The following is a 22,467-nucleotide window of genomic DNA, read 5'->3' as shown; positions in this document are numbered from 1 at the left end:
CAAAGAGGGGCACCCGGCCATCCAGGCCAGGCGCCCCTCCCCCACAAGCTCAGCTCAGCGCAGCGTCACGCGCTCTTCTCGTGCCGCTCGTCCTTGCCCACGATCCGCGGTTCGCGCGGCACCAGCGTGGGGTTCACGTTCGAGTGGACGACGTCCGCCGTGATGACGACGCGGGCCACGTCCTTGCGGGACGGGACCTCGTACATCACGGACATGAGGACTTCCTCCATGATGGCGCGCAGGCCGCGCGCGCCCGTGCCGCGCAGGATCGCCTGGTCGGCGATGGCCTCCAGGGCCGGGCGGTCGAACTCCAGCTCCACGCCGTCGAGTTCGAAGAGGCGCTGGTACTGCTTGACCAGGGCGTTGCGCGGCTCCACCAGGATCTGGAGGAGCGCCTCGCGGTCCAGGTTGTGCACGGAGGTGATCACCGGCAGGCGGCCGATGAACTCCGGGATCATGCCGAACTTGACCAGGTCCTCCGGCATGACCTCCTGGAACTGGTCGCTGGCCTCGATCTCCCGCTTGGAGCGGATCGTGGCGCCGAAGCCGATGCCCTTCGCGCCCGCCCGCGACTCGATGATCTTCTCCAGGCCGGAGAAGGCGCCGCCGACGATGAAGAGCACGTTCGTCGTGTCGATCTGGATGAATTCCTGGTGCGGGTGCTTGCGGCCGCCCTGGGGCGGGACCGAGGCCGTCGTGCCTTCCAGGATCTTCAGCAGGGCCTGCTGGACGCCCTCGCCCGACACGTCCCGTGTGATCGACGGATTTTCGCTCTTACGGGCGACCTTGTCGATCTCATCGATGTAGATGATGCCGGTCTCGGCCTTCTTGACGTCGTAGTCGGCGGCCTGGATCAGCTTCAGCAGGATGTTCTCGACGTCCTCGCCGACATAGCCGGCCTCCGTCAGGGCGGTGGCGTCGGCGATGGCGAAGGGGACGTTCAGCATGCGGGCCAGGGTCTGGGCCAGCAGCGTCTTGCCGGAGCCCGTGGGGCCCAGCAGGAGGATGTTGGACTTGGCGAGCTCAATGCCGTCGTCGCGGTTGTGCGCGCCGCTCTCGCCGGCCTGCACACGCTTGTAGTGGTTGTAGACGGCGACCGAGAGGGCCTTTTTCGCGGCCTCCTGGCCGACGACATAGCCTTCGAGGAACTCGTAGATTTCGCGGGGCTTGGGGAGTTCCTCCCAGCGCACCTCGCTGGTCTCCGCGAGCTCTTCCTCGATGATCTCGTTGCAGAGGTCGATGCACTCGTCGCAGATGTACACACCAGGACCCGCGATGAGCTTCTTCACCTGCTTCTGGCTCTTGCCGCAGAACGAGCACTTGAGCAGATCGCCGCCGTCACCGATGCGTGCCACGAGGTGCTTCCCCTTCGCCTGGGATCCGCCTTGCACTGCGAACCCGGGTGCTTGCCTATCGACGGTACCTTGCCGGGCCCCCCGAGCGGGCCCCCCTTGGCCTTACTCGGTCGGCACAAGGGGGATACCAGCGGCACGGCGATCAAACGTTTACGGAACTCTTGCGGGTAGAAACGATCTGGTCGACCAGGCCGTAGGCGAGCGCGTCCTCGGCAGTGAGGATCTTGTCGCGCTCGATGTCGTCCCGGATCTTCTCGATCGGCTGGGTGGAGTGCTTCGCGAGCATCTCCTCCAGCTGGGTGCGCATCCGCATGATCTCCTTGGCGGCGATCTCCAGGTCGGAGAGCTGCTCGCGGCCCGTCTGGCTGGAGGGCTGGTGGATCAGCACGCGGGCGTTGGGCAGCGCCATGCGCTTGCCCGGGGTGCCGGCCGCGAGCAGGATCGCGGCGGCGGAGGCGGCCTGGCCCATACAGACCGTCTGGATGTCCGGCTTCACGAACTGCATCGTGTCGTAGATGGCCGTGAGGGCCGTGAACGAGCCGCCGGGGCTGTTGATGTAGATCGAGATGTCGCGGTCCGGGTCCATCGACTCCAGGCACAGCAGCTGCGCCATGACGTCGTTGGCGGAGGCGTCGTCGATCTGCACGCCCAGGAAGATCACGCGCTCTTCGAAGAGCTTCGCGTACGGGTCGTACTCGCGGACGCCCTGGGAGGTGCGCTCGACGAAGCGCGGGACGACATAACGGGCCTCGGCCTGGGGGCCGGTGTACAGGCCGCTCGGGGACGAGATGTTCATGCGGGTTTCACCATCCTGGTGGCGGTCGGTGGGCCGGGAAGCGCCTTCCCGGCCCGGCTGCGGGCTGTGTGGCGGTACGTACTGCGCCGGGGGCCTCAGGCCCCGGTGCCGCCGCCGCCCGGAACGCCGGAAGCGTGGGTGATGATCTCGTCGATGATCCCGTACTCCTTGGCCTCGTCCGCGGTGAACCAGCGGTCGCGGTCACCGTCACGGATGATCGTGTCCACGGTCTGGCCGGTGTGGAGCGCGGTGATCTCGGCCATGCGCTTCTTGGTGCGCAGCAGCTGCTCGGCCTGGATCTTGATGTCCGAGGCGGTGCCGCCGAGGCCCGCGGACCCCTGGTGCATCAGGATGTCGGTGTTGGGCAGCGCGAAGCGCTTGCCCGGGGTGCCGCCGGTCAGCAGGAACTGGCCCATCGAGGCCGCGAGGCCCATGCCGATGGTGACCACGTCGTTCGGGATGTACTGCATGGTGTCGTAGACCGCCATGCCGGCCGTCACCGAGCCGCCGGGGCTGTTGATGTAGAGGAAGATGTCCTTGTCCGGGTCGGCGGCCAGGAGGAGCATCTGCGCCGTGATCTTGTTGGCGATGTCGTCGTCGACCTGCTGGCCGAGGAAGATGATCCGCTCCCCGAGCAGCCGGTTGTAGACCTGGTCGCCGAGGCCACCACCGATGGCGATCTCACCGGCGGCGGAAGGCATCAGATTCGTCACGTATCCACCTGCTCGTCTCTGACGGCAACGGGCCGTCTCCGCGTCTTCTCCGGGGACCGGGGTCCGGCCGGCGCGGCCGGACTGCTTCCGGCGGTCGCCAAGTGGTCCCCTGCCCTCGTATCTACGGACCCTAACGCGCTGTTCGGCGGGCGCCATCCCGCATCAGGAACTGTTCGCTCTGAGCGCAGGTTCGGCGCGGAGCCGGGACGGGCCCGGCGCGGGCCGAGCGCGGGATCCGCAGGTCGCGCAGGCGGGGCGGCGGGCCCCGGAGGCTCGCCGGTGACCCTCTCCGGGGACACGGACGGGCCCGGACGTGCGAACACGTCCGGACCCGTCCGTAGAGCTGCCTTCAGGGCCGCTGCGAGGCGCCTGCGCGGGCGACCGGGGCTCAGGCCTCGGTCGTGCCCTCGGCGGCCTCGACGGCCTCGGTGGCGGCCTCGACCGTCTCCTCGTCCTCGTCGTCCAGGGTGACGACCTCGCCGGCCGCGTCCTTGACGGTGGCGGCCTCGACCACGGTGGCCAGCGCCTTGCCGCGGGCGACCTCACCGACGAGCATCGGGACCTGGCCGCCCTCGACAACCGCCTGGGCGAACTGGTCGGGGCTCATGCCGGAGGACTGGGCACGGCGCATCAGGTGCTCCGTGAGCTCGTCCTGGCCGACCGAGACCTTCTCCTTGTTGACGATCTCGTCGAGGATGAACTGGGTCTTGATGCCCTTCTCGGCCTGCTCCTTGAGCTCGGCGTCGAACTCCTCGGCGGACTTGCCCTGGATCTCCAGGTACTTCGCCAGGTCCAGGCCCATCTGGCCCAGCTGGTGGTGCTCGAGGTTGTGCTTACGGGTGTTGACCTCGTCCTCGAGCAGCTTCTCCGGCATCGGGACCTCGACCAGCTTGATCAGCTCGTCGAGGACCTTCTCCTGGGCCTGCGTGGCCTGGTCGAACTTCTTCATCCGCTCAAGGCGCTTGCGGCTGTCGGCGCGCAGCTCCTCGAGGGTGTCGAACTCGCTCGCCAGCTGGGCGAAGTCGTCGTCGAGCTCCGGCAGTTCGCGGGACTTGACGGCGGTGACGTCGACCTTGACCTCGGCCTCCTTGCCCTCGGCGGAACCGCCCTTGAGCTCGGAGGTGAAGGTGGCGGTGCCGCCGGCCTCCAGGCCGGTGACGGCCTCGTCGATGCCGTCGAGCAGCTGGCCGGAGCCGATGGTGTAGTCGACGCCCTTGGCGACGCCGTCCTCCAGCACCTCGCCGTCGACCTTGGCCTCCAGGTCGACGGTGACGATGTCACCCTCGGCGGCGGCGCGCTCGACCGGAGCGGTGGTCGCGAAGCGGTCGCGCAGCTGCTCGATCGACTTCTCGATGTCCTCGTCGGTGACCTCGACGGAGTCGACGGTGACCTCGATGCCGGAGTAGTCCGGGATCTCCAGGGTCGGGCGGATGTCCACCTCGGCGGTGAAGGCCAGCAGCTCGCCGTCCTTCAGCTCCGTGATGTCGACCTCGGGCTGACCCAGCGGGTTCAGCTCGGCCTCGTTGATCGCCTCGGTGTAGAACTTCGGAAGCGCGTCGTTGACGGCCTCCTCCAGCACCGCACCGCGGCCGAAGCGCTGGTCGATGACACGGGCCGGGATCTTGCCCTGACGGAAGCCCTTCACCGTGACCTGCTGGTTGATCTTCTTGTACGCCGCGTCGAGGCTGGCCTTGAGCTCCTCGAAGGGCACCTCGACAGTGAGCCGAACCCGAGTCGGGTTCAGGGTCTCCACGGCGCTCTTCACGGTTCGGTCTCCTTGGGGCTGACTTCTGGTGATTCTGCTGAGGTTCAGCGGATCGCGCCCGGTAGGCAGACTCGGTAGTGCAGACACACGGGCGCGCAGCTTGCATAGTAACCGCAAGCAGGATGAGCCCCACAATGTGATCTTGACCGTGGCCACGTGATTCCACGTGATTCCGTGTGATTCCGGATGGCCACGGGACGGCCACGGCCGTTCATCTGGTCGGGGTGGCCGGATTCGAACCGACGACCTTCCGCTCCCAAAGCGGACGCGCTACCAAGCTGCGCCACACCCCGTAAGTGCGAGACGTAGGGTACATGCCCGCGGGGGCGAGGGTGACCTGGTTAACGTCGGCGCCCGGGAGCGCGGGGCGGCGCGGGACCGGCGCGAACGGGAGGGCCGAAGGGGTGACGTGCGGCGCACCGCCCGGACCCGCTACGATGCACACCGTGCCGTACGGCCCTTCCGGGCTCGCGGCGCGTGCGGGCGTAGCTCAATGGTAGAGCCCCAGTCTTCCAAACTGGCTACGCGGGTTCGATTCCCGTCGCCCGCTCCACCGACGCCTCCGGCTCTGCCGGGGGCGTTTGTCATGCGGCCTCGGAAGGCATGCCGCAGAGCTCGGAAGCCGTGCCGCGGAAGGCGTGCCCCGCTAGGCGTACGGCCTCGGGGACCTCAGAACTTGATGCCGTTTATCGTCTCGGCGATCGAGTTCAGGAACCTCTGGATCGACGGCGCCATTCCCGTCGAGGCGAGGAAGAAGCCGAAGAGGATGGCGACCAGGGCCGGGCCGCCCTTGATGCTGCCGGAGCGGAAGAGCACCACCAGCACGATCGCCAAGAGCAGCACCACTGACAGCGAAATGGCCACAACTGATCACACCCTCGGTCGGATACACACCGGTCCACCCACTGGTCGGCCCGGGAGTCATGCTCCCCGCGACCCTCGCCCGTCAACCATCGTGCCACCAACTTCCCTGTTTCTGTGGGCCCGTGACATTTCATCGGCACTTCGTCCAGAAACTGTCCGCAAAGCCGTGGTCAGTGGATATCGGAGGACTTGCCGGGCGGCGTGGCGGTCGCGGCTCGACGCCGCTAGGGTGCGTCGGATGTCCCCCGCCGTCACTCCTCCGGCCCGCGCGGTGACCCCCTCGGGGCAGCCCGGAGCCGCGTCCGCGCCCGCCGCCGCCCCGGCACAGCGCGATCCCTTTTTCGACAACGCGAAGTACCTCGCGATCGTCCTGGTGGCGCTGGGGCACGCATGGGAGCCGCTCTCGCACTCCAGCCGTGCCGCGATGGCGCTCTACATGACCGTGTACACCTTTCACATGCCGGCCTTCATCCTGATATCCGGCTATTTCTCCCGCGGTTTCGATCTGAGCCCGGCCAAGCTCAAGCGGCTGCTCACGGGTGTGGTCGTGCCGTACCTGGTCTTCGAAGTCGGGTACACGTACTTCCAGCACTGGGCGGAGCCCGACGCGGCGCCGGAGCCGATTTCGCTGCTCAATCCGTGGTACCTGAACTGGTTCCTCGCCGCGCTCTTCGTCTGGCGGATCACGACGCCGATCTGGAAGCTCATCCGGTGGCCCGTGCCGATCGCCTTCGCGGTGGCCGTGCTGGCCGCGGTCTCCCCCGAGATCGGCGGCGACTTCGACCTCCAGCGGGTGCTCCAGTTCCTGCCGTTCTTCGTGATCGGCCTGCACCTGCGGCGCGAGCACTTCGAGCTGGTGCGGCGGCGGTGGGTGCGGGTCGCGGCGGTGCCGGTGTTCGCGGCGGCGGTCGCGGTCGCGTACTGGCAGGCGCCCACGCTGGACACCGGCTGGTTCTACCGGAACAGCGCCGTCCAGGACCTGCACGAGCCGGCCTGGACGGCGCCGGTGATGACGCTCGCCCTCTTCCTCTGCTCGGCCGTGCTCACGGCGGGCTTCCTCGCCTGGGTCCCGCGCCGGGCCACGTGGTTCACGTCACTGGGCGCGGGGACGCTGTACGGGTACCTGCTCCACGGCTTCCTGATCAAGCTGTCGCGCTGGTGGGAGTGGTACGACGCGGCCGCGTGGATCCGTCAGCCGGTCGGCGAGGTCGTGGTCACCCTGATCGCGATCGCGGTGATGACGGCGCTGTGCACGACGCCGGTACGGCGGGTGTTCCGGTGCGTGATGGAGCCGCGGATGGAATGGGCGTTTCGTAAGAGCTGAGGTTCACCCGGCACCGCCGGTATCCGCCGCTGTGGCTGAGCGCCGCGGCGGCGGACTTTTTCCCGCCGCCGCGGCGGGCTACCACGACAGTGCTGCCCGGCGGTACCGAACCGGCCGTGTCCCCTACGCCTCGATGCCGAGCAGCGACCGCATCCGCGCGTACTTCGCCGCCAGGCGAACCCGCGTCGGCTCGTCCAGTTCCTTCGCCCGCTCGGGGTCCGAGTTGTGGGCGAGGTCCGATTCCTTGATCAGGAGGGCTCCGGGGGTGGCCAGGATGCGGGCCACGTAGGCCTCCGGGGGCTCGCCCGGGCGCTTGGTGACCGCGAGGATCATGTCCTTGACCTCCCCGGGCAGCTCCGCCGCCGCCAGCCACTCCTCGCTCACCGCGCCGTCCTCGACGGCGTCGTGCAGCCAGGCCGCGGCTATCTGCGCGTCGCTGCCGCCCCGCTGCCGCACGCCCTCGGCGACGGCCGCCAGGTGGTCGGTGTACGGGCGGCCGGCCTTGTCCGTCTGCGCGGCGTGGGCGCGCCGCGCCAGGGCCTCTACGGCGGCGAGGTCGAGAGCGGTCACGCAGGTCCTCCGAAGGTCAGTGCCGGCAGATCAGCAGCAGGGCGCGGTCGTCGTTGACGTCCTTCGCGACGGCCTCGATGAGGTGCCAGGCCGCGCCCTGGAAGCCGGCGGAGACGTAGCGGTCGGCCTCGCCGGTGAGGCGGTCCATGCCCTCGGTGAGGTCGCGCTCGGCGGTCTCGACGAGGCCGTCGGTGAAGAGCATCAGGACGTCGCCGGGCCGCAGGCTGCCCTTTATGGGGTCGAACTGGGCGCCGTCGTAGACGCCGAGGAGGGGTCCTTCCGCCGCCTTCTCCTCCCAGCGGCCGGTGCCGGCGCAGAGCTGGAGGCCGGGGAGGTGGCCGGCGGAGAACATCTCGTAGTCGCCGCTGTCGAGGTCGAGGACGAGGTGCACGGAGGTGGCGAAGCCCTCGTCCCAGTCCTGGCGGAGCAGGTAGCCGTTGGCGGCGGGCAGGAAGGCGTGGGGCGGCAGGGAGCCGAGGAGGCCGCCGAAGGCGCCGGAGAGCAGCAGGGCGCGCGAGGCGGCGTCCATGCCCTTGCCGGAGACGTCGGTGAGGACGACTTCCAGGGTGCGGCCGCCGTTCGTGCGGGCGGCGACGACGAAGTCGCCCGAGAAGGACTGGCCGCCGGCCGGCCGCAGCGCCATCTCGCGGTGCCAGCCGCGCGGCAGCTTCGGCAGCTTGCTCTGGACGCGGATGCGTTCGCGCAGGTCGAAGAGCATGGTGCCGCCGCGCCGCCAGGGCACGCCGACGCGGCTGCGGAACTGGGCGATGAGCAGCCCGAGGAAGCCGACGGCGGCGACGACGAGGATCGTGCCGGGCGTGACGCGCACGCCGTCCCCGCCGGCCTCGGCGTTCAGCACGCCGGCCTCGGCGATGAGGGCGACGGCGGAGGCCGCGTAGAGGGCGAGCAGGCTGGCGGGGCGCAGGAGCAGCCCGCCGGCGACGATGGGCAGGACGAGGGCGGTGGGCACGCACCAGGCGGGCAGCGCGATGGTGGTGAGGGCGAGCGCGGGGACGGTGAGGAGGAGGGCCGCGAGCGCGATCCAGTCGGAGCCGTCGCCGCGGAAGTAGTCCACCCCGGCTTTGCGCACGCTTGTGCGGGCCCGGTGCCATGCTTTGCGCATCCGTGCCGTCGGGGTCTCCGCACCGCCAGTCATTGCATCGTGACCTTATCCACCCATTCGGCGGCGCGTCGACTCACGCCGCGCCCGACACGGCCGCGCGCGGTACGTCCCGTGCGGCAGGGTCGGCCCCATATGTGAAATTCCTTCGCGTGCGGGGCGGGATCGCTGCTAGGGATGGGGCATGACGACGGAGTTGCGAGTCCTGCGCGATGCCGATTTCGACGGCTGGTACGCCGCCCTGGAGCTGGCGTTCGGCGGCGTTCCCGAGGCCCCTGAGGAAGTCGCCCTGTGGCGTGAACTGGCCGGGTTCGACCGGTCGATCGGGGTCTGGGACGGCCCGGAGGCGGTGGGTACGACCGGGGCGTTCGCGTTCCGGATCACGGTTCCGGGCGGGGAGCGGGTTCCCGCCGCCGGGGTGACGATGGTGTCCGTGCTGCCGACGCACCGCAGGCGGGGCCTGTTGCGGCGGATGATGCGGCGGCAGCTGGACGACGTGCGGGCCTGGGGTGAGCCGCTGGCCGTCCTGACGGCCTCCGAGCCGGACATCTACGGGCGGTTCGGCTACGGCATCGCGACCCACTCCCTGAGCGTCCGTATCGATACGGCCCGGGTGCGGCTGTCCGTCCCGCCGGGCACGGAGGGGGTGCGGCTGCGCTTGTCGGAGCCCGCTGAAGCACGCGACGCCTGCGAGGCGGTCTACGCACGCCGGGTAGCCGCCCGCCCGGGGATGCTCGCGCGGCAGCCGGGCTGGGAGGCCCTGCCGGTGCTGGACCCGGCGGCCGGCCGCGAGGGCGCGTCGCCGCTGAAGTGCGTGCTCGCCGAGGAGGACGGGCGGACGGTGGGGTACGCGCGGTACGCGGTGCGCCCGGACTGGTCCGACGCGGGCGCGAACGGCACGGTGCTGCTGCGCGACGCGGAGGCGCTGACCCCTGCCGCGTACGCCGCGCTGTGGCGCTATCTGACGGAGATCGACCTGACGTCGTACGTCTCCGCCTCCAACCGGCCCGTGGACGATCCGCTGCTGCACCTGGTCAGCGACGTGCGGCGGTGCGAGGCGCGGGTCAAGGACTCGCTGCACGTACGGCTGGTCGACGTGGGGGCGGCGCTCGCCGCGCGGACGTACCGCGGCGCGGTGGACCTGGTGCTGGAGGTCGCCGACGACTTCTGCCCCTGGAACGCGGGGCGGTGGCGGCTGACGGGCGACGCGAAGGGCGCGTCCTGCGAGCGCACGGAGGACGCGGCCGATCTGGCCCTGTCCGTACGGGAGCTGGGCTCGGCCTATCTGGGCGGGGTGTCCCTGGCCGCGCTCGCGGGGGCGGGCCGGGTGCGGGAGCTGCGCGAGGGCGCGCTGGAGGAGGCGGCGGCCGCCTTCGGCAGCGACGTGGCGCCGTGGCTGCCGCACGGCTTCTGATTCCTGTCCCGGTCCTGATGGGTGAGTGACGGGCTGTCAGCGCTGCTGGCAGCCCGGGCACCAGAAGAGGTTGCGGGCGGCGAGGCCGGCGGTGCGGATCTCCGCGCCGCAGACGTGGCAGGGCATGGCGGCCCGGCGGTAGACGTAGACCTCGCCGCCGTGGTCGTCCACGCGCGGCGGGCGGCCCATGGCCTCCGGGGTGTGCTCGGGCCGCACGGTGTCGATCCTGTTGTTGCGCACGCCCTCGCGCATCAGGGCGGCCAGGTCCGCCCACATGCCGTCCCACTCGGAGCGGGTGAGGTCGCGGCCGGTGCGGTAGGGGTCGATGCCGTGCCGGAAGAGGACCTCGGCGCGGTAGACGTTGCCGACGCCCGCGACGACCTTCTGGTCCATGAGGAGGGCGGCGATGGTGGTGCGGCTGCGGGAGACGCGCTGCCAGGCCTTGCCGGGGTCGTCGCCGGGGCGCAGCGGGTCCGGGCCGAGCCGGTCGTGTATCGCCTGCTTCTCGGCGCCGGTGATCAGGGCGCAGGTGGTGGGGCCGCGCAGGTCCGCGTAGGCGTCGGGGTTCGCCAGGCGCAGGCGGACGGTCTCGGTGGGCGGCGGCACGGGGCTGCTGCCCAGGGCGTATTTGCCGAAGAGGCCGAGGTGGATGTGGATCCAGTCGCCGCCGGGGCCGCCGCCGAAGCCGAGGAAGAGGTGCTTGCCGTGGGCCTCGGCGGTGTCGAGGACGCGGCCGTCCACGAGGGCGGCGCCGTCGGAGAACTTGCCCTGGGGGCTGGTCGCCCGGACGGTGCGGTCCGCGAAGGCTTTGTTGTGGTCCGCCGCAAGGCGGTGAATGGTATGCCCTTCAGGCACGGCGGGGTCTCCTGTGCGCTTCCGTCTGCGGGCGGGCGGTCGTCTCTCCCCTGGCCCGCCCCTTCCCGAAACCGGGGCCGCGCCCCGGACCCCGGGCCGCGCTGCGCGCGGCGTCCTCAAGCGCCGGACAGGCTGGATCTTCTGCCTGCCCGGCGCCGAGGGCGAGAGGTCAGTCCTGCTGCGGGTGGTGCGCCGGGACGGCCGGGAGCTCGCCCGTCTCCTCGTAGCGCGCCAGCATCTCGATGCGGCGGGTGTGCCGCTCCTCACCCGAGTACGGCGTGGCCAGGAAGATCTCGACGAACTTCGTCGCCTCTTCCTGCGTGTGCATGCGGCCGCCGATGCTGATGACGTTGGCGTCGTTGTGCTCGCGGCCGAGGGCGGCCGTCTGCTCGCTCCAGGCCAGGGCGGCCCGGACGCCCTTGACCTTGTTCGCGGCGATCTGCTCGCCGTTGCCGGAGCCGCCGATCACGATGCCGAGGCTGCCGGCGTCCGCGGCGGTCTTCTCCGCGGCGCGGAGGCAGAACGGCGGGTAGTCGTCCTGGGCGTCGTAGATGTGGGGACCGCAGTCCACGGGCTCGTGGCCGTGGGCCGTGAGCCACTCGACGAGGTGGTTCTTGAGTTCGTAGCCGGCATGGTCGGAGCCGAGGTACACGCGCATGCGTCCGAGTGTGGCACGTCCGCGAACGGCGATCGGCCAGCAGGTGGGTGGTAACGCTGAGTGAACACAACGAATTGGATTCGGGTCTTCCTAAAGTCGCCTTCGAAAAGTTCTAATGCGGTCACTCGTAACCCGAGAACCTAAGGAACAACCCGAAGGAACGTGCACATGAGCGCGACACCGCCGACCATGACGAAGGGGTCGACGACCGGCGATCCCGGCCACGCCCCGGAGGCGGGCGAGAACGGCCTGAAGGCCGGGCTCAAGAACCGCCACCTGTCCATGATCGCCATTGGCGGTGTCATCGGAGCGGGCCTCTTCGTGGGTTCGTCGTCCGGCATCGCCGCCGCCGGCCCCGGCATCCTCATCTCCTACGCCCTCGTCGGCACGCTCGTCGTCTTCGTGATGCGGATGCTCGGTGAGATGGCCGCGGCCAACCCGACCTCCGGGTCGTTCTCCGCCTACGCCGACCGTGCGCTCGGCCGCTGGGCCGGCTTCTCGATCGGCTGGCTGTACTGGTTCTTCTGGGTCGTGGTGCAGGCCGTGGAGGCGACCGCGGGCGCCGCGATCCTCAACGGCTGGATACCGTCCGTCCCGCAGTGGGCCTGGGCCCTGATCGTCATGCTGGTGCTGACGGCGACCAACCTCGCCTCGGTCAGCTCGTACGGCGAGTTCGAGTTCTGGTTCGCGGGCATCAAGGTCGTCGCGATCGCCGGGTTCGTGGTCATCGGCCTGCTGGCCGTCTTCGGCGTGCTGCCGGGCTCGGACAACCCGGGCGCCGGGTTCGACAACCTCACCGCGCACGGCGGTTTCCTGCCGCACGGTCCGGGCGCGATCCTCACCGGTGTGCTGATGGTCGTCTTCTCCTTCATGGGCAGCGAGATCGTCACGCTGGCCGCCGGTGAGTCCGAGGACCCGCAGCGCGCGGTCCGCCAGGCCACCAACAGCGTCATCTGGCGCATCGCCGTCTTCTACCTCGGCTCGATCTTCGTCGTGGTCAGCCTGCTGCCCTGGGACAGCAAGGCGATCGCGGAGAAGGGCAGCTACGTCGCGGCGCTCGACTCGATCGGCATCCCGCACGCCGGCCAGGTCATGAACGTCATCGTGCTGACCGCCGTGCTGTCCTGCCTGAACTCCGGCCTCTACACCGCCTCCCGCATGGCCTTCTCGCTGGGCCAGCGCGGCGACGCGCCGAAGTCCTTCGCCACGGTCAACAAGCGGGGCGTCCCGCAGGTCGCGATCCTCGCCTCGGTCGTCTTCGGCTTCGTGTCGGTGATCTTCAACTACGTGTGGCCCGACACGGTCTTCAAGTTCCTGCTGAACTCCTCGGGCGCGGTCGCCCTCTTCGTCTGGCTGGTGATCTGCTTCACCCAGCTGCGGATGCGCGGGATCATCCTGCGGGAGATGCCGGAGAAGCTGACGGTGAAGATGTGGTTCTTCCCGTACCTGACGTGGGCCACGATCGGCATGATCACCTTCGTGCTGGGCTACATGCTCTACACCGGCGGTGACAACCGGGAGACGGTGCTGGCCTCCGTCCTGGTGGGTGTGATCGTCGTGGCGATCGGCCTGGTCCTGGACCGCAAGCACGCGGCCGCTCGCCGCTGAGCAGAGCAAAATTCCCTATAACCGCGACGGGCTCGCGTCCCCTGAAGGGGACGCGAGCCCGTCGCGGTTTACAAGAGAAGAGGGACCGGCCCCCGGCCGAGGAGCGGCGCGGTCAGCCCCGACGGCCGAGAAGCCGCCACGCAGTGGGAAGCGCGCCCATGGCCAGTGCCGCCTTCAGGACGTCGCCGATGAGGAACGGCGTCAGACCGGCCGCGACGGCGTCCGCGAAGGACATGTGCGTCGCCAGGGCCAGGTACGGCACGCCGACCGCGTAGATGATCGCCGAGCCGAGGGCCATCGTGCCCGCGGTGCGCAGGACCGAGCGGTCGGCGCCGCGGCGGGCGAGGGCGCCCACGACGGTCGCGGCGAGCAGCATGCCCAGGACGTAGCCGAAGGAGGGGAACGCGGCGCCGGACTTGGCCTCGGCGAACCACGGCATGCCCGCGACGCCCGCGACGGCGTACAGGGCGAGCGAGAGGAAGCCGCGGCGGGCGCCGAGGGCGGTGCCGACCAGGAGGGCCGCGAAGGTCTGGCCGCTGACCGGGACCGGGGAGCCGGGCACGGGGAGGGCGATCTGCGCCGTGAGGCCGGTGAGGGCGGCTCCGCCGAGGATCAGGGCCGCGTCGCGCACACGGGCGCGCCCGGCGGTGGACGCGGGGAGCAGATCGGCGAGGACCGTACCGGTCCGGGGAACAGAGGCAGCGGCGGTGGCCATCGATACTCCGCAGATGTGTGGTGGGGACAAGTGACTGTGTGACGTTAGCCGAGGGCTCTCGGGCGGACAGCGCGCGGCAATGACAAAGGCGGGCCGTTCCGCTTGGAGACTTCCCAGCGCGGTTCCCTCAGCAGACGGAATTACGCGTGATGCTCGTCACTGGATTCGCCTGAGGCTTGGCTCCGGGCACCTCGCCGGGAGAATGTGGAGTCACCTATATCTCTTTGCGCCTGCTTCTTTGCTCCTGCGTAAAGATCCCCAGCGCTCTTCGCGCGGACCGAGAGTACGAGCCCATGCACGACGCACCCCCCGCCGCCGATTCCCTCGCGGCCGAGAAAGAACCCCTGTCGGCCGGGCTCAAGCAGCGGCATCTGACGATGCTCGGACTGGGCGGCGTCATCGGCGCCGGCCTGTTCGTGGGCTCCGGGGCCGGCATCGCCGTCGCGGGCCCGGGCATCGTCATCTCGTACCTGATCGCGGGTGCGCTCGCGATGCTGGTGATGCGGATGCTCGGCGAGATGTCCGCGGCGATGCCCGCCTCGGGCGCGTTCTCGGTGCACGCGGAGCGGGCGCTGGGCCGCTGGGCCGGTTTCACGGTCGGCTGGCTGTACTGGTTCCTGCTGGTGGTCGTGCTGGCCGTGGAGGCGACGGGCGCGGCCCAGATCGCGAACGGCTGGGTGCCGGGCGTCCCGACGTGGGCCTGGGTGCTGATCTTCATGGTGGTCTTCACGGCCGCCAACCTCTCCGCGGTGAAGAACTTCGGAGAGTTCGAGTTCTGGTTCGCCGCGCTGAAGGTCGGGGCGATCGTCCTCTTCCTGGCGCTGAGCCTGCTCGCGGTCTTCGGCGTGCTGCCGGACACCGAGGCGGTGGGCTTCACCAACCTCACCGGCCAGGGCGGCTTCCTGCCGAACGGCGTGAGCGGTGTCGTCTCCGGCGTCCTCGCGGTCGTCTTCGCCTTCGGCGGCCTGGAGGTCGTCACGATCGCCGCGGCCGAGTCCGACGACCCGGCGCGCGCGGTGGGCCGTGCGGTGCGCAGCGCCGTGTGGCGCATCCTCTTCTTCTACGTGGGCTCGATGCTCGTCATCGTCACCCTCCTGCCCTGGTCGTCGATGCAGCCGGGCAAGAGCCCGTACGTGGCCGTGCTCGACCACATCGGCATCCCGGGCGCGGGCCAGATCATGAACATCGTGGTCTTCGTGGCCCTGCTGTCCGCGCTCAACGCCAACCTCTACGGCTCGTCGCGGATGGTCTTCTCGCTCGCCGAGCGCGGCGAGGCGCCCAAGGGGCTGCTGAAGGTGTCGGGCGGCGGGGTGCCGCGCCGGGCCGTGCTGGCGTCGGTCGCCTTCGGTTTCGCCTCGGTGATACTCAACCTGGAGTGGCCGGATTCGATCTTCCGGTACTTGCTGAACGCCGTGGGTGCGGTACTGCTCTTCGTCTGGGGCCTGATCGCCGTCTCGCAGCTGCGGCTGCGGCGCCGCATCGAGCGCGAGATGCCGGAGCGGCTCGCCCTGAAGATGTGGGCCTTCCCCTATCTGACCTGGGTCGCTCTGGCCGGGATGGCCGCCGTGCTGGTGCTGATGATCACCGACGAGGGGGCCCGGCCGCAGCTGCTGTGGTCGGCCGCGGCGACCGCCGCGGTGCTCGTGGTGGCCTGGGTGCGCGAGCTCCGGCTGCGCCGCGCGGCCTGACCGGCCCGCCGGGTCGGCTCGTTTCCATCGCCTTCTGGCGAGATGTCAGGCACGGACAGTCATACCTGCGTCTGAATATCGGACAGCTCTGTCACAGGTGTTGTCCTGGGCGAACATGACCCCCACACTGAGGCAACTTTTCCGCTCTCACCCCACGGGACACACACGACCATGACTCGGACTTCTGCGACCTCCGCGCCCGAGCGCGCGGTCAATGGCCAGGCGCCGGGCGGCACGGATCTGTCGCACGGCCTCAAGCAGCGCCACCTGTCGATGATCGCCCTCGGCGGGGTCATCGGGGCCGGCCTCTTCGTCGGTTCCGGCGCGGGCATCGCCGCCGCCGGTCCGGCGATCGTGCTCGCGTACGCGGCCTCCGGGCTGCTCGTGATGCTCGTGATGCGGATGCTGGGCGAGATGGCCGCGGCCAACCCGGCCTCGGGCACCTTCTCCGTGCACGCCGAGAAGGCGATCGGCCCGTGGGCCGGCTTCACGGCCGGCTGGATGTTCTGGGTCGAGCTGTGCGTGGGCATCGCCGTGGAGGCGATAGGCGCGGCGCACATCATGCAGTCCTGGTTCCCCTCCACGCCCTCGTGGATGTGGGTGCTGATCTTCATGGCCGTCTTCTGCGGGACGAACCTCGCGGCGGTCAGCAACTTCGGCGAGTTCGAGTTCTGGTTCGCCACCCTCAAGGTCGCCGCGATCGGCATCTTCCTCGTCCTGGGCGTGCTGGCCATCGCGGGCGTGCTGCCGGGCACCGAGGCGCCGGGGGCGGACAACCTCACCGGTCACGGCGGCTTCGTCCCCAACGGTGCGAACGGCCTGGTCGTGGGCCTGCTCGCGTCGGTCTTCGCGTACGGCGGCCTGGAAACGGTGACGATCGCGGCCGCCGAGTCCGAGCAGCCGGTCAAGGGCGTCGCCCAGGCCGTCCGCACGGCGATGTGGCGGATCGCCCTCTTCTACGTCGGCTCGATGCTGGTCGTCGTCACCGTCCTGCCCTGGAACGACAAGTCGCTCCTGACGGACGGCCCGTACGTGGCGGTGCTCAAGTACCTGGACATCCCGGCCGCCGGGCAGATCATGAACGTGATCGTGCTGATCGCCCTGCTCTCCGCGATGAACGCCAACATCTACGGCGCCTCCCGGATGTCGCACTCCCTGGTCATGCGCGGCGAGGGCCCGCGCTTCCTGGCGAAGGTCACGGGCGGCGTGCCGCGGCTGACCGTCATCGCCTCCTCCGCCTTCGGCTTCTTCGCCGTCCTGCTCAGCTACTGGTGGCCGGACACGGTCTTCAAGTGGCTGCTGTACATGACGGGTGCCGCGGTGCTCGTGGTGTGGGGCTTCATCGCCGTCACCCAGCTGCGGATGCGCCGGCAGCTGGAGCGCACGGCGCCGGAGAAGCTCGTCGTGAAGATGTGGCTGTTCCCGGCGCTGACCTGGGCGGCCCTGATCGGCATCGTCGGCGTCCTCGCCCTGATGCTGCGCGAGGAGGACACCCGCGTCCAGCTGTACTTCACGGCCGGCCTCACGGGCGTCCTCGCCCTCGTCGGCTACCTGCGACAGCGCGTGACGGCCGCGAAGCACTGACCGCGGCGGGCGCGGCGCTCTCCGGCCACCACCACACCCCCCACGAGGCGGGCTGGGTCCTGATCTTCAGGACCTAGCCCGCCTCGGTCTTTAGTCGGAGATCCATAAGGATGGCCACCCCCTTACGGCGCGTCAGATGCTCTTGCTGGTAACGTCCACTTGCAAGTTAATTGCAATAAGTCGGAGGGCTCGGCATGGCCATCTACACACTTCCTGAACTTCCCTACGATTACGCTGCGCTCCAGCCGGTGATCGACGCGAAGATCATTGAGCTGCACCACGACAAGCACCACGCGGCGTACGTCAAGGGCGCGAACGACACTCTGGAGCAGCTCGCCGAAGCCCGCGACAAGGACCAGTGGGGCGCGATCAACGGCCTGGAGAAGAACCTGGCCTTCCACCTCTCCGGTCACATCCTGCACAGCATTTACTGGCAGAACATGACCGGCGACGGCGGCGGCGAGCCCCTGGACAAGGACGGCGTGGGCGAGCTCGCCGACGCCATCGCCGAGTCCTTCGGCTCCTTCGCCAAGTTCAAGGCGCAGCTGACCAAGGCCTCCGCGACCACGCAGGGCTCCGGCTGGGGCGTCCTCGCCTACGAGCCGATCAGCGGCAAGCTGATCGTCGAGCAGGTCTACGACCACCAGGGCAACGTCGGCCAGGGCTCGGTCCCGATCCTGGTCTTCGACGCCTGGGAGCACGCGTTCTACCTCCAGTACAAGAACCAGAAGGTCGACTTCATCGACGCCATGTGGGCCGTCGTGAACTGGCAGGACGTCGCCAAGCGCTTCGAGGCCGCCAAGCAGCGCGGCAACCTGCTGCTCGTTCCGTAAGGAACCCCCACTGTCCTGCTCGTGATCGTCTTCTCACCCTTCACGTGGCAGGCGGGGAAGGGCCCTCGCTCAGCGAGGGCCCTTCTTCATACGTGGCTTCATGCGCGTCTTCGAACGTGCCGTCTCACGCGTGGCCGAACGCCTCGCCCGTCACCGTGAACCCCTTCGCGAGGCCCACGTCGTGCAGCCGGGCGAACCGCCCCGCGTCCCAGCACGCGAGGACCGCGAAGCGGTAGTCGGCCGAGGCCGTGCCGTCGGCGGCGACCCGGACCGTGCCCGTCAGCCGGTACGCGAAGGCGCGCAGCGCCAGCCGCCAGTCGGCGCCGCCCCACGCCCGCGGGAGCGCCACCTCGCGCCAGCCGCTGTCCGCGGGGTACGCGGCGGCCGTACGGGGCCCGTCCTGCCACCGCTCCAGCGCCTCGGCGCGCCAGCGGTCCAGCTGCTCCCCGGCCGCGGAGCGCACGGCCGGCAGGGCGAGCAGGGCTTCCGCGTCCACGCGGTACGGGGCGCCGGTCCCGCGCAGGTAGTGGCGCAGGACGCCGGCCGCCCGGCGCAGGCCGAGCGCGGACCGCAGCGGGATCAGGGCCTGGCAGCCGGCCCGCAGCAGCAGGTCGTACGGCTGCACGGACTCCTCGGCGAAGCGGCCCGCGGCCGGTGCGTCCGCTTCGGCCCGGCCCCCGTCGAAGCCCAGCGGCGGCGTGAGATCGGTCTGCCCCATACCGGGACATTAAGGGAGGCGGGGCGTGTGTGCCCGTCGGCCGGGCCTTCCCGGCGGATCACCGCCGGTGATGCGGCTCGGTCCGGCACCGCCGGACAGGCGCACACCGGTTTCCCGCCGCTGCGGCGGGAAAGAGTGCCCGCCGCCACGGCGAACAGCCACCGCGGCGAGGGTCCGGCGGCATGCACAACCACCGCAATCGGTACTAGTCGAAGACCGGGCCCTGCGTGCGGGTGCGCTTGATCTCGTAGAAGCCCGGGGTCGACGCCACCAGCAGCGTGCCGTCCCACAGCCGCGCCGCGGCCTCGCCCTTCGGGGCCGGGGTGACGACCGGGCCGAAGAAGGCGATCTGCTCGCCGTCGGCGCCCGGCACCGCGATGACCGGCGTGCCGACGTCCTGGCCGACCTTCGAGATGCCCTCGGCGTGCGAGGCGCGCAGCTCGCCGTCGAACGCGTCCGACTGGGCGACGTCCGCGAGCTCGGCGGGCAGGCCGGCCTCCTCCAGCGCCGCCACGATCGTCTCGCGGTCCCGCGGCAGGCCCTGGTTGTGGAAGCGCGTGCCGAGGGCCGTGTAGAGCGGGCCGAGGACGTCCTCGCCGTGCTTGGCGGCGGCCGCGATGCACACCCGCACCGGGCCCCACGCCTCGGTCCGCATGACCGTGCGCATGCGCTCGTCCATCGTGTCGAGCTTGTCCTCGTTGAGGACGGCGAGGCTCATCACGTGCCAGCGCACCTCGACGGGGCGGACCTTCTCGACCTCCAGCATCCACCGAGACGTCATCCAGGCCCAGGGGCAGAGCGGGTCGAACCAGAAGTCGACGGGGGTCTTGGTCTCCACAGCGGTCACGGCGGTCTCCTCAGAAGGGCTGTTTATTCGCCGTTTCAACAAACACACCCCGTGCCATGATTCCGCTGTCGTCCGACACACACCATCCAGCAGAGGGAGTCCCGACGTGCCCGGTGAGAACCTGACCCGCGAAGAGGCCCGCGAACGGGCCCGGCTGCTGACCGTCGACGCCTACGAGGTGGCGCTCGACCTGCGGTCCGCGGTGGGGGCGGGACAGGACCACCGCACCTTCCGGTCGGTGACGACCGTGCGCTTCCGCTGCACCGAGCCCGGCGCGGCGACCTTCGCGGACCTGCTGGCGCCCGCCGTCACGGCCGTGACGCTCAACGGCCGCGCGCTGGACCCGGCCGCCGTCTTCGACGGCGCGCGGATCGCGCTGGACGGCCTGGCCGCCGAGAACGTCCTGGTCGTCGACGCGCAGTGCGCCTACAGCCGGACCGGCGAGGGCCTGCACCGCTTCGAGGACCCCGAGGACGGCGAGGTCTACCTCTACACCCAGTACGAGCCCGCCGACGCCCGCCGCGTCTTCGCGAACTTCGAGCAGCCCGACCTCAAGGCGCCGTTCTCGCTCGCGGTGACCGCCCCGGCCGGCTGGACGGTGCTGGGCAACGGGGAGCGGGCCGGCGAGCCCGAGCCCGCCGGGCCCGGCGCCGCCACCTGGCGGTTCGCGAAGACGCTGCCGATCTCCACGTACATCACGGCGGTCGTGGCCGGCCCGTACCACGTGGTCCGCGACCACTACAGCCGCAAGCTGCCGGACGGCACGGCCCTGGAGATCCCGCTGGCCGCGCTGTGCCGCAAGGGCCTGGCCCGGCACTTCGACGCCGACGACATCTTCACCGTCACCAAGCAGGGCCTGGACTTCTTCCACGACAACTTCGACTACCCGTACCCCTTCGGGAAGTACGACCAGGCGTTCGTGCCCGAGTACAACCTCGGCGCGATGGAGAACCCGGGCCTGGTGACCTTCCGCGAGGAGTTCGTCTTCCGCGGCAAGGTGACGCAGACGGCTTACGAGGGCCGGGCCAACGTCATCCTCCACGAGATGGCGCACATGTGGTTCGGCGACCTGGTGACCATGGAGTGGTGGGACGACCTGTGGCTCAAGGAGTCCTTCGCGGACTTCATGGGCACCTTCTCCATGGTCGAGGCGACCCGCTTCACGGGCGGCTGGATCACCTTCGCCAACCGCCGCAAGGCCTGGGCCTACCGCGCCGACCAGCTGCCCTCCACGCACCCGGTCACGGCCGACATCCACGACCTGGAGGAGGCCAAGCTCAACTTCGACGGCATCACGTACGCCAAGGGCGCCTCCGTCCTCAAGCAGCTCGTCGCCTACGTGGGGCGGGAGGCCTTCCTGGAGGGCGCCCGGCGCTACTTCAAGCGGCACGCCTTCGGCAACACCCGCCTGTCGCACCTGCTGGAGGTGCTGGAGGAGACCTCGGGCCGGGACATGGCCGCCTGGGCACGGTCCTGGCTCCAGACCGCGGGCGTCAACTCGCTCACGCCGCTGGCCACGTACGACGCCGCCGACCGGATCACCGAACTCGCGATCGTGCAGGAGGCCTCCCCCGAGCACCCCGAGCTGCGCCCGCACCGCGTGGCCGTGGGCCTCTACCGCCGCGAGGGGGCGGACGGCGCGCTCGTGCGCTACGCCGGCACCGAGGTGGACGTCGCGGGCCCGCGCACGGTCGTGACCGGGCTGGCCGGTGCCGAGCGGCCCGAGCTGATCCTGGTCAACGACGAGGACCTGACCTACTGCAAGGTCCGCTTCGACGAGGGCTCCCTGGACACCCTGCGCGCGCACCTCGGCGACATCGCCGACCCGCTGGCCCGCGCCCTGTGCTGGTCGGCGCTGTGGAACCTCACGCGCGACGGGCTGATGCCCGCCCGCGACTTCGTCGGCCTCGTCGAGCGGTTCGCGGGCGCCGAGAGCGAGGTCGGCGTGCTCCAGATGCTGCAAGCGTGGGCCCGGTCCGCGCTCGTGCACTACGCGGCGCCCGCGTGGCGCGAGCGGGGCGGGCGCGAGCTCGCCGAGGGCGCGCTGCGCGAGCTGCGGCGCGCCGAGCCGGGCAGCGGCCACCAGCTGGCCTGGGCGCGCTTCTTCGCCCAGCTGGCCGCGGACGCCTCCCACCTCCAGCTGCTGCGCGGCCTGCTCGACGGCTCCGCGCAGATCGACGGGCTGGAGGTGGACCAGGAGCTGCGCTGGGCGTTCCTGGCCGCGCTGGCCGGGCAGGGCGCGGCCGACGAGGCGGCGGTCGCCGCGGAGCTGGCCCGCGACAACACCGCCTCCGGCGAGCGGCACAGCGTCCGCTGCCTGGCGTCCCGGCCGTCCGTCGCGGTCAAGGAGGAGGCGTGGGAGGCCGTCACCGGCTCCGACAAGCTCTCCAACGCCCTCGCCGAGGCCACGATCGCGGGCTTCGACCAGCCCGGGCAGCGGGAGCTGCTCGCGCCGTACGCCGAGCGCTACTTCGCGGCGATCGAGGGCATCTGGCGCGAGCGGTCCATCGAGTACGCGATGGCCGTCGTGCGGGGGCTCTTCCCGAGCCTTCAGGACGACTCCCGCACCCTTGGCGCGGCGGACGCGTGGCTCGCGGAGCACGAGGGTTCGCCCGCGGCGCTGCGCCGTCTCGTGCTGGAAGCGCGGGACGACCTTGCCCGCGCGCTGCGGGCGCAGGAGTGCGATCGCGCCGCGGAGTAACTCCGCGGCGCGCGGGGTACGGTCCGGCTGCGGGGTGGCCCCGCAGCCGGTGCGTTCCCGTTCCGGCCGGGCCGGGCGCCGTCCGGCACCGCCGAATGCGTGGCACGGGGTTTCTCGCCGTCGCGGCGGACACAAGAAGCCGCATGCGGCGGAGACGGGAGGGATGCCGCCCCGGCTCGAAGACCAAGAGCACGGCCGCGGCCCGACCGCCAAGCGTCCGGTCCTGACCCGAAGGCCAAGCGTCCGGCCCCGGTCCGCAAGGCGGGCCGGTCGTCGAACATCCGTACTTTAGGGCGGCGTTGTCCTGAATTGTCGACGGACACGTAACACCGGGTTAGG

Annotated in this window: 19 protein-coding genes and 2 tRNA genes; 8 read left to right on the top strand and 13 right to left on the bottom strand. The window is 70.5% G+C overall.

Features of this window, described 5'->3' with window-relative positions; genetic code table 11:
* Positions 1–65: 65 nt before the first annotated feature.
* The 5 genes from clpX to D7231_RS29605 all read right to left on the bottom strand — a co-directional run bounded on the left by clpX (position 66) and on the right by D7231_RS29605 (position 4,922).
* A complete protein-coding gene (clpX, locus tag D7231_RS29625; protein ID WP_120758689.1) occupies positions 66–1,355 on the bottom strand; it encodes an ATP-dependent Clp protease ATP-binding subunit ClpX in 1,290 nt (429 codons plus the stop codon).
* 142 nt (positions 1,356–1,497) lie between these two features.
* Positions 1,498–2,151, bottom strand: coding sequence for an ATP-dependent Clp protease proteolytic subunit (locus tag D7231_RS29620; protein ID WP_058044444.1), 654 nt, complete (start codon positions 2,149–2,151; stop codon positions 1,498–1,500).
* Positions 2,152–2,246: 95 nt separating this feature from the next.
* Positions 2,247–2,852: an ATP-dependent Clp protease proteolytic subunit gene (locus tag D7231_RS29615; RefSeq protein ID WP_120758688.1), complete on the bottom strand. Its 606-nt coding sequence runs from the start codon at positions 2,850–2,852 to the stop codon at positions 2,247–2,249.
* A gap of 400 nt (positions 2,853–3,252) precedes the next feature.
* Positions 3,253–4,629 (bottom strand): trigger factor, encoded by a 1,377-nt coding sequence (tig, locus tag D7231_RS29610; RefSeq protein WP_120758687.1) that lies wholly within the window; start codon positions 4,627–4,629, stop codon positions 3,253–3,255.
* A 216-nt stretch (positions 4,630–4,845) separates the two neighbouring features.
* A tRNA-Pro gene (locus D7231_RS29605) sits at positions 4,846–4,922 on the bottom strand.
* A gap of 186 nt (positions 4,923–5,108) precedes the next feature.
* On the opposite strand from D7231_RS29605, the gene D7231_RS29600 reads away from it, so the two are divergent.
* Positions 5,109–5,182, top strand: a tRNA-Gly gene (locus D7231_RS29600).
* Positions 5,183–5,298: 116 nt separating this feature from the next.
* Here the strand turns inward: D7231_RS29600 and D7231_RS29595 are convergent.
* A complete protein-coding gene (locus D7231_RS29595) occupies positions 5,299–5,493 on the bottom strand; it encodes a hypothetical protein (protein WP_058044441.1) in 195 nt (64 codons plus the stop codon).
* Between the two features lie 238 nt (positions 5,494–5,731).
* On the opposite strand from D7231_RS29595, the gene D7231_RS29590 reads away from it, so the two are divergent.
* Positions 5,732–6,817, top strand: coding sequence for an acyltransferase family protein (locus D7231_RS29590; RefSeq protein ID WP_120758686.1), 1,086 nt, complete (start codon positions 5,732–5,734; stop codon positions 6,815–6,817).
* Between the two features lie 123 nt (positions 6,818–6,940).
* Here the strand turns inward: D7231_RS29590 and D7231_RS29585 are convergent, their stop codons facing one another.
* Together D7231_RS29585 and D7231_RS29580 are read right to left on the bottom strand one after the other, a co-directional pair.
* On the bottom strand, positions 6,941–7,387 hold the full coding sequence (locus D7231_RS29585; protein WP_120758685.1) for an HD domain-containing protein: 447 nt from the start codon (positions 7,385–7,387) through the stop codon (positions 6,941–6,943).
* 16 nt (positions 7,388–7,403) lie between these two features.
* The gene (locus D7231_RS29580) at positions 7,404–8,543 is read right to left on the bottom strand and encodes a PP2C family protein-serine/threonine phosphatase (protein WP_120758684.1); all 1,140 of its coding nucleotides are present in this window, start codon (positions 8,541–8,543) and stop codon (positions 7,404–7,406) included.
* Positions 8,544–8,691: 148 nt separating this feature from the next.
* Between D7231_RS29580 and D7231_RS29575 the strand changes: the two genes are divergently transcribed.
* Complete coding sequence (locus D7231_RS29575; RefSeq protein ID WP_120758683.1) at positions 8,692–9,921, top strand: GNAT family N-acetyltransferase; 1,230 nt, start codon at positions 8,692–8,694, stop codon at positions 9,919–9,921.
* Between the two features lie 36 nt (positions 9,922–9,957).
* Here the strand turns inward: D7231_RS29575 and D7231_RS29570 are convergent, their stop codons facing one another.
* A complete protein-coding gene (locus D7231_RS29570; protein WP_120758682.1) occupies positions 9,958–10,776 on the bottom strand; it encodes an Fpg/Nei family DNA glycosylase in 819 nt (272 codons plus the stop codon).
* Positions 10,777–10,945: 169 nt separating this feature from the next.
* Positions 10,946–11,434, bottom strand: a complete 489-nt coding sequence (locus D7231_RS29565; RefSeq protein ID WP_120758681.1) for a ribose-5-phosphate isomerase — start codon at positions 11,432–11,434, stop codon at positions 10,946–10,948.
* A gap of 189 nt (positions 11,435–11,623) precedes the next feature.
* On the opposite strand from D7231_RS29565, the gene D7231_RS29560 reads away from it, so the two are divergent.
* Complete coding sequence (locus D7231_RS29560; RefSeq protein ID WP_228775432.1) at positions 11,624–13,042, top strand: amino acid permease; 1,419 nt, start codon at positions 11,624–11,626, stop codon at positions 13,040–13,042.
* Between the two features lie 112 nt (positions 13,043–13,154).
* Here D7231_RS29560 and D7231_RS29555 read toward each other — a convergent pair whose 3' ends face one another.
* Complete coding sequence (locus D7231_RS29555; RefSeq protein ID WP_120758679.1) at positions 13,155–13,757, bottom strand: biotin transporter BioY; 603 nt, start codon at positions 13,755–13,757, stop codon at positions 13,155–13,157.
* Between the two features lie 293 nt (positions 13,758–14,050).
* Here D7231_RS29555 and D7231_RS29550 point away from each other — a divergent pair, with 293 nt between their 5' ends.
* The 3 genes from D7231_RS29550 to D7231_RS29540 all read left to right on the top strand — a co-directional run bounded on the left by D7231_RS29550 (position 14,051) and on the right by D7231_RS29540 (position 17,862).
* Positions 14,051–15,445, top strand: a complete 1,395-nt coding sequence (locus D7231_RS29550; protein ID WP_120758678.1) for an amino acid permease — start codon at positions 14,051–14,053, stop codon at positions 15,443–15,445.
* A gap of 171 nt (positions 15,446–15,616) precedes the next feature.
* On the top strand, positions 15,617–17,029 hold the full coding sequence (locus D7231_RS29545; protein WP_120758677.1) for an amino acid permease: 1,413 nt from the start codon (positions 15,617–15,619) through the stop codon (positions 17,027–17,029).
* A 194-nt stretch (positions 17,030–17,223) separates the two neighbouring features.
* Positions 17,224–17,862, top strand: a complete 639-nt coding sequence (locus D7231_RS29540; RefSeq protein WP_120758676.1) for a superoxide dismutase — start codon at positions 17,224–17,226, stop codon at positions 17,860–17,862.
* Between the two features lie 124 nt (positions 17,863–17,986).
* On the opposite strand, the gene D7231_RS29535 is transcribed toward D7231_RS29540, so the two are convergent.
* Both D7231_RS29535 and D7231_RS29530 read right to left on the bottom strand, forming a co-directional pair.
* Complete coding sequence (locus D7231_RS29535) at positions 17,987–18,580, bottom strand: hypothetical protein (RefSeq protein ID WP_120758675.1); 594 nt, start codon at positions 18,578–18,580, stop codon at positions 17,987–17,989.
* A gap of 205 nt (positions 18,581–18,785) precedes the next feature.
* Positions 18,786–19,427, bottom strand: a complete 642-nt coding sequence (locus D7231_RS29530) for a DsbA family oxidoreductase (protein ID WP_277875658.1) — start codon at positions 19,425–19,427, stop codon at positions 18,786–18,788.
* A 106-nt stretch (positions 19,428–19,533) separates the two neighbouring features.
* Between D7231_RS29530 and pepN the strand changes: the two genes are divergently transcribed.
* Positions 19,534–22,128 carry an aminopeptidase N gene (pepN, locus tag D7231_RS29525; RefSeq protein ID WP_120758674.1) on the top strand — a complete coding sequence of 865 codons (2,595 nt, stop codon included), beginning with the start codon at positions 19,534–19,536 and terminating at the stop codon, positions 22,126–22,128.
* Positions 22,129–22,467 lie beyond the last annotated feature (339 nt).

The sequence above is a fragment of the Streptomyces klenkii genome (genome assembly GCF_003626645.1).
In the GTDB taxonomy this organism is placed as follows: Bacteria; Actinomycetota; Actinomycetes; order Streptomycetales; family Streptomycetaceae; genus Streptomyces; species Streptomyces klenkii.
Note: the sequence above shows the minus strand (reverse complement) of the source record. Positions and strands in the feature narration are given on the sequence as shown.

Excerpts from the sequence above, each read along its gene's own strand:
- D7231_RS29620 (WP_058044444.1), bottom strand. The coding sequence starts at position 2,151 with ATGAACATCTCGTCCCCGAGCGGCCTGTACACCGGCCCCCAGGCCGAG.
- D7231_RS29615 (WP_120758688.1), bottom strand. The coding sequence starts at position 2,852 with ATGCCTTCCGCCGCCGGTGAGATCGCCATCGGTGGTGGCCTCGGCGAC.
- D7231_RS29590 (WP_120758686.1), top strand. The coding sequence starts at position 5,732 with ATGTCCCCCGCCGTCACTCCTCCGGCCCGCGCGGTGACCCCCTCGGGG.
- D7231_RS29580 (WP_120758684.1), bottom strand. The coding sequence starts at position 8,543 with ATGACTGGCGGTGCGGAGACCCCGACGGCACGGATGCGCAAAGCATGG.
- D7231_RS29575 (WP_120758683.1), top strand. The coding sequence starts at position 8,692 with ATGACGACGGAGTTGCGAGTCCTGCGCGATGCCGATTTCGACGGCTGG.
- D7231_RS29565 (WP_120758681.1), bottom strand. The coding sequence starts at position 11,434 with ATGCGCGTGTACCTCGGCTCCGACCATGCCGGCTACGAACTCAAGAAC.
- D7231_RS29560 (WP_228775432.1), top strand. The coding sequence starts at position 11,624 with ATGACGAAGGGGTCGACGACCGGCGATCCCGGCCACGCCCCGGAGGCG.
- D7231_RS29555 (WP_120758679.1), bottom strand. The coding sequence starts at position 13,757 with ATGGCCACCGCCGCTGCCTCTGTTCCCCGGACCGGTACGGTCCTCGCC.
- D7231_RS29550 (WP_120758678.1), top strand. The coding sequence starts at position 14,051 with ATGCACGACGCACCCCCCGCCGCCGATTCCCTCGCGGCCGAGAAAGAA.
- D7231_RS29545 (WP_120758677.1), top strand. The coding sequence starts at position 15,617 with ATGACTCGGACTTCTGCGACCTCCGCGCCCGAGCGCGCGGTCAATGGC.
- D7231_RS29540 (WP_120758676.1), top strand. The coding sequence starts at position 17,224 with ATGGCCATCTACACACTTCCTGAACTTCCCTACGATTACGCTGCGCTC.
- D7231_RS29535 (WP_120758675.1), bottom strand. The coding sequence starts at position 18,580 with ATGGGGCAGACCGATCTCACGCCGCCGCTGGGCTTCGACGGGGGCCGG.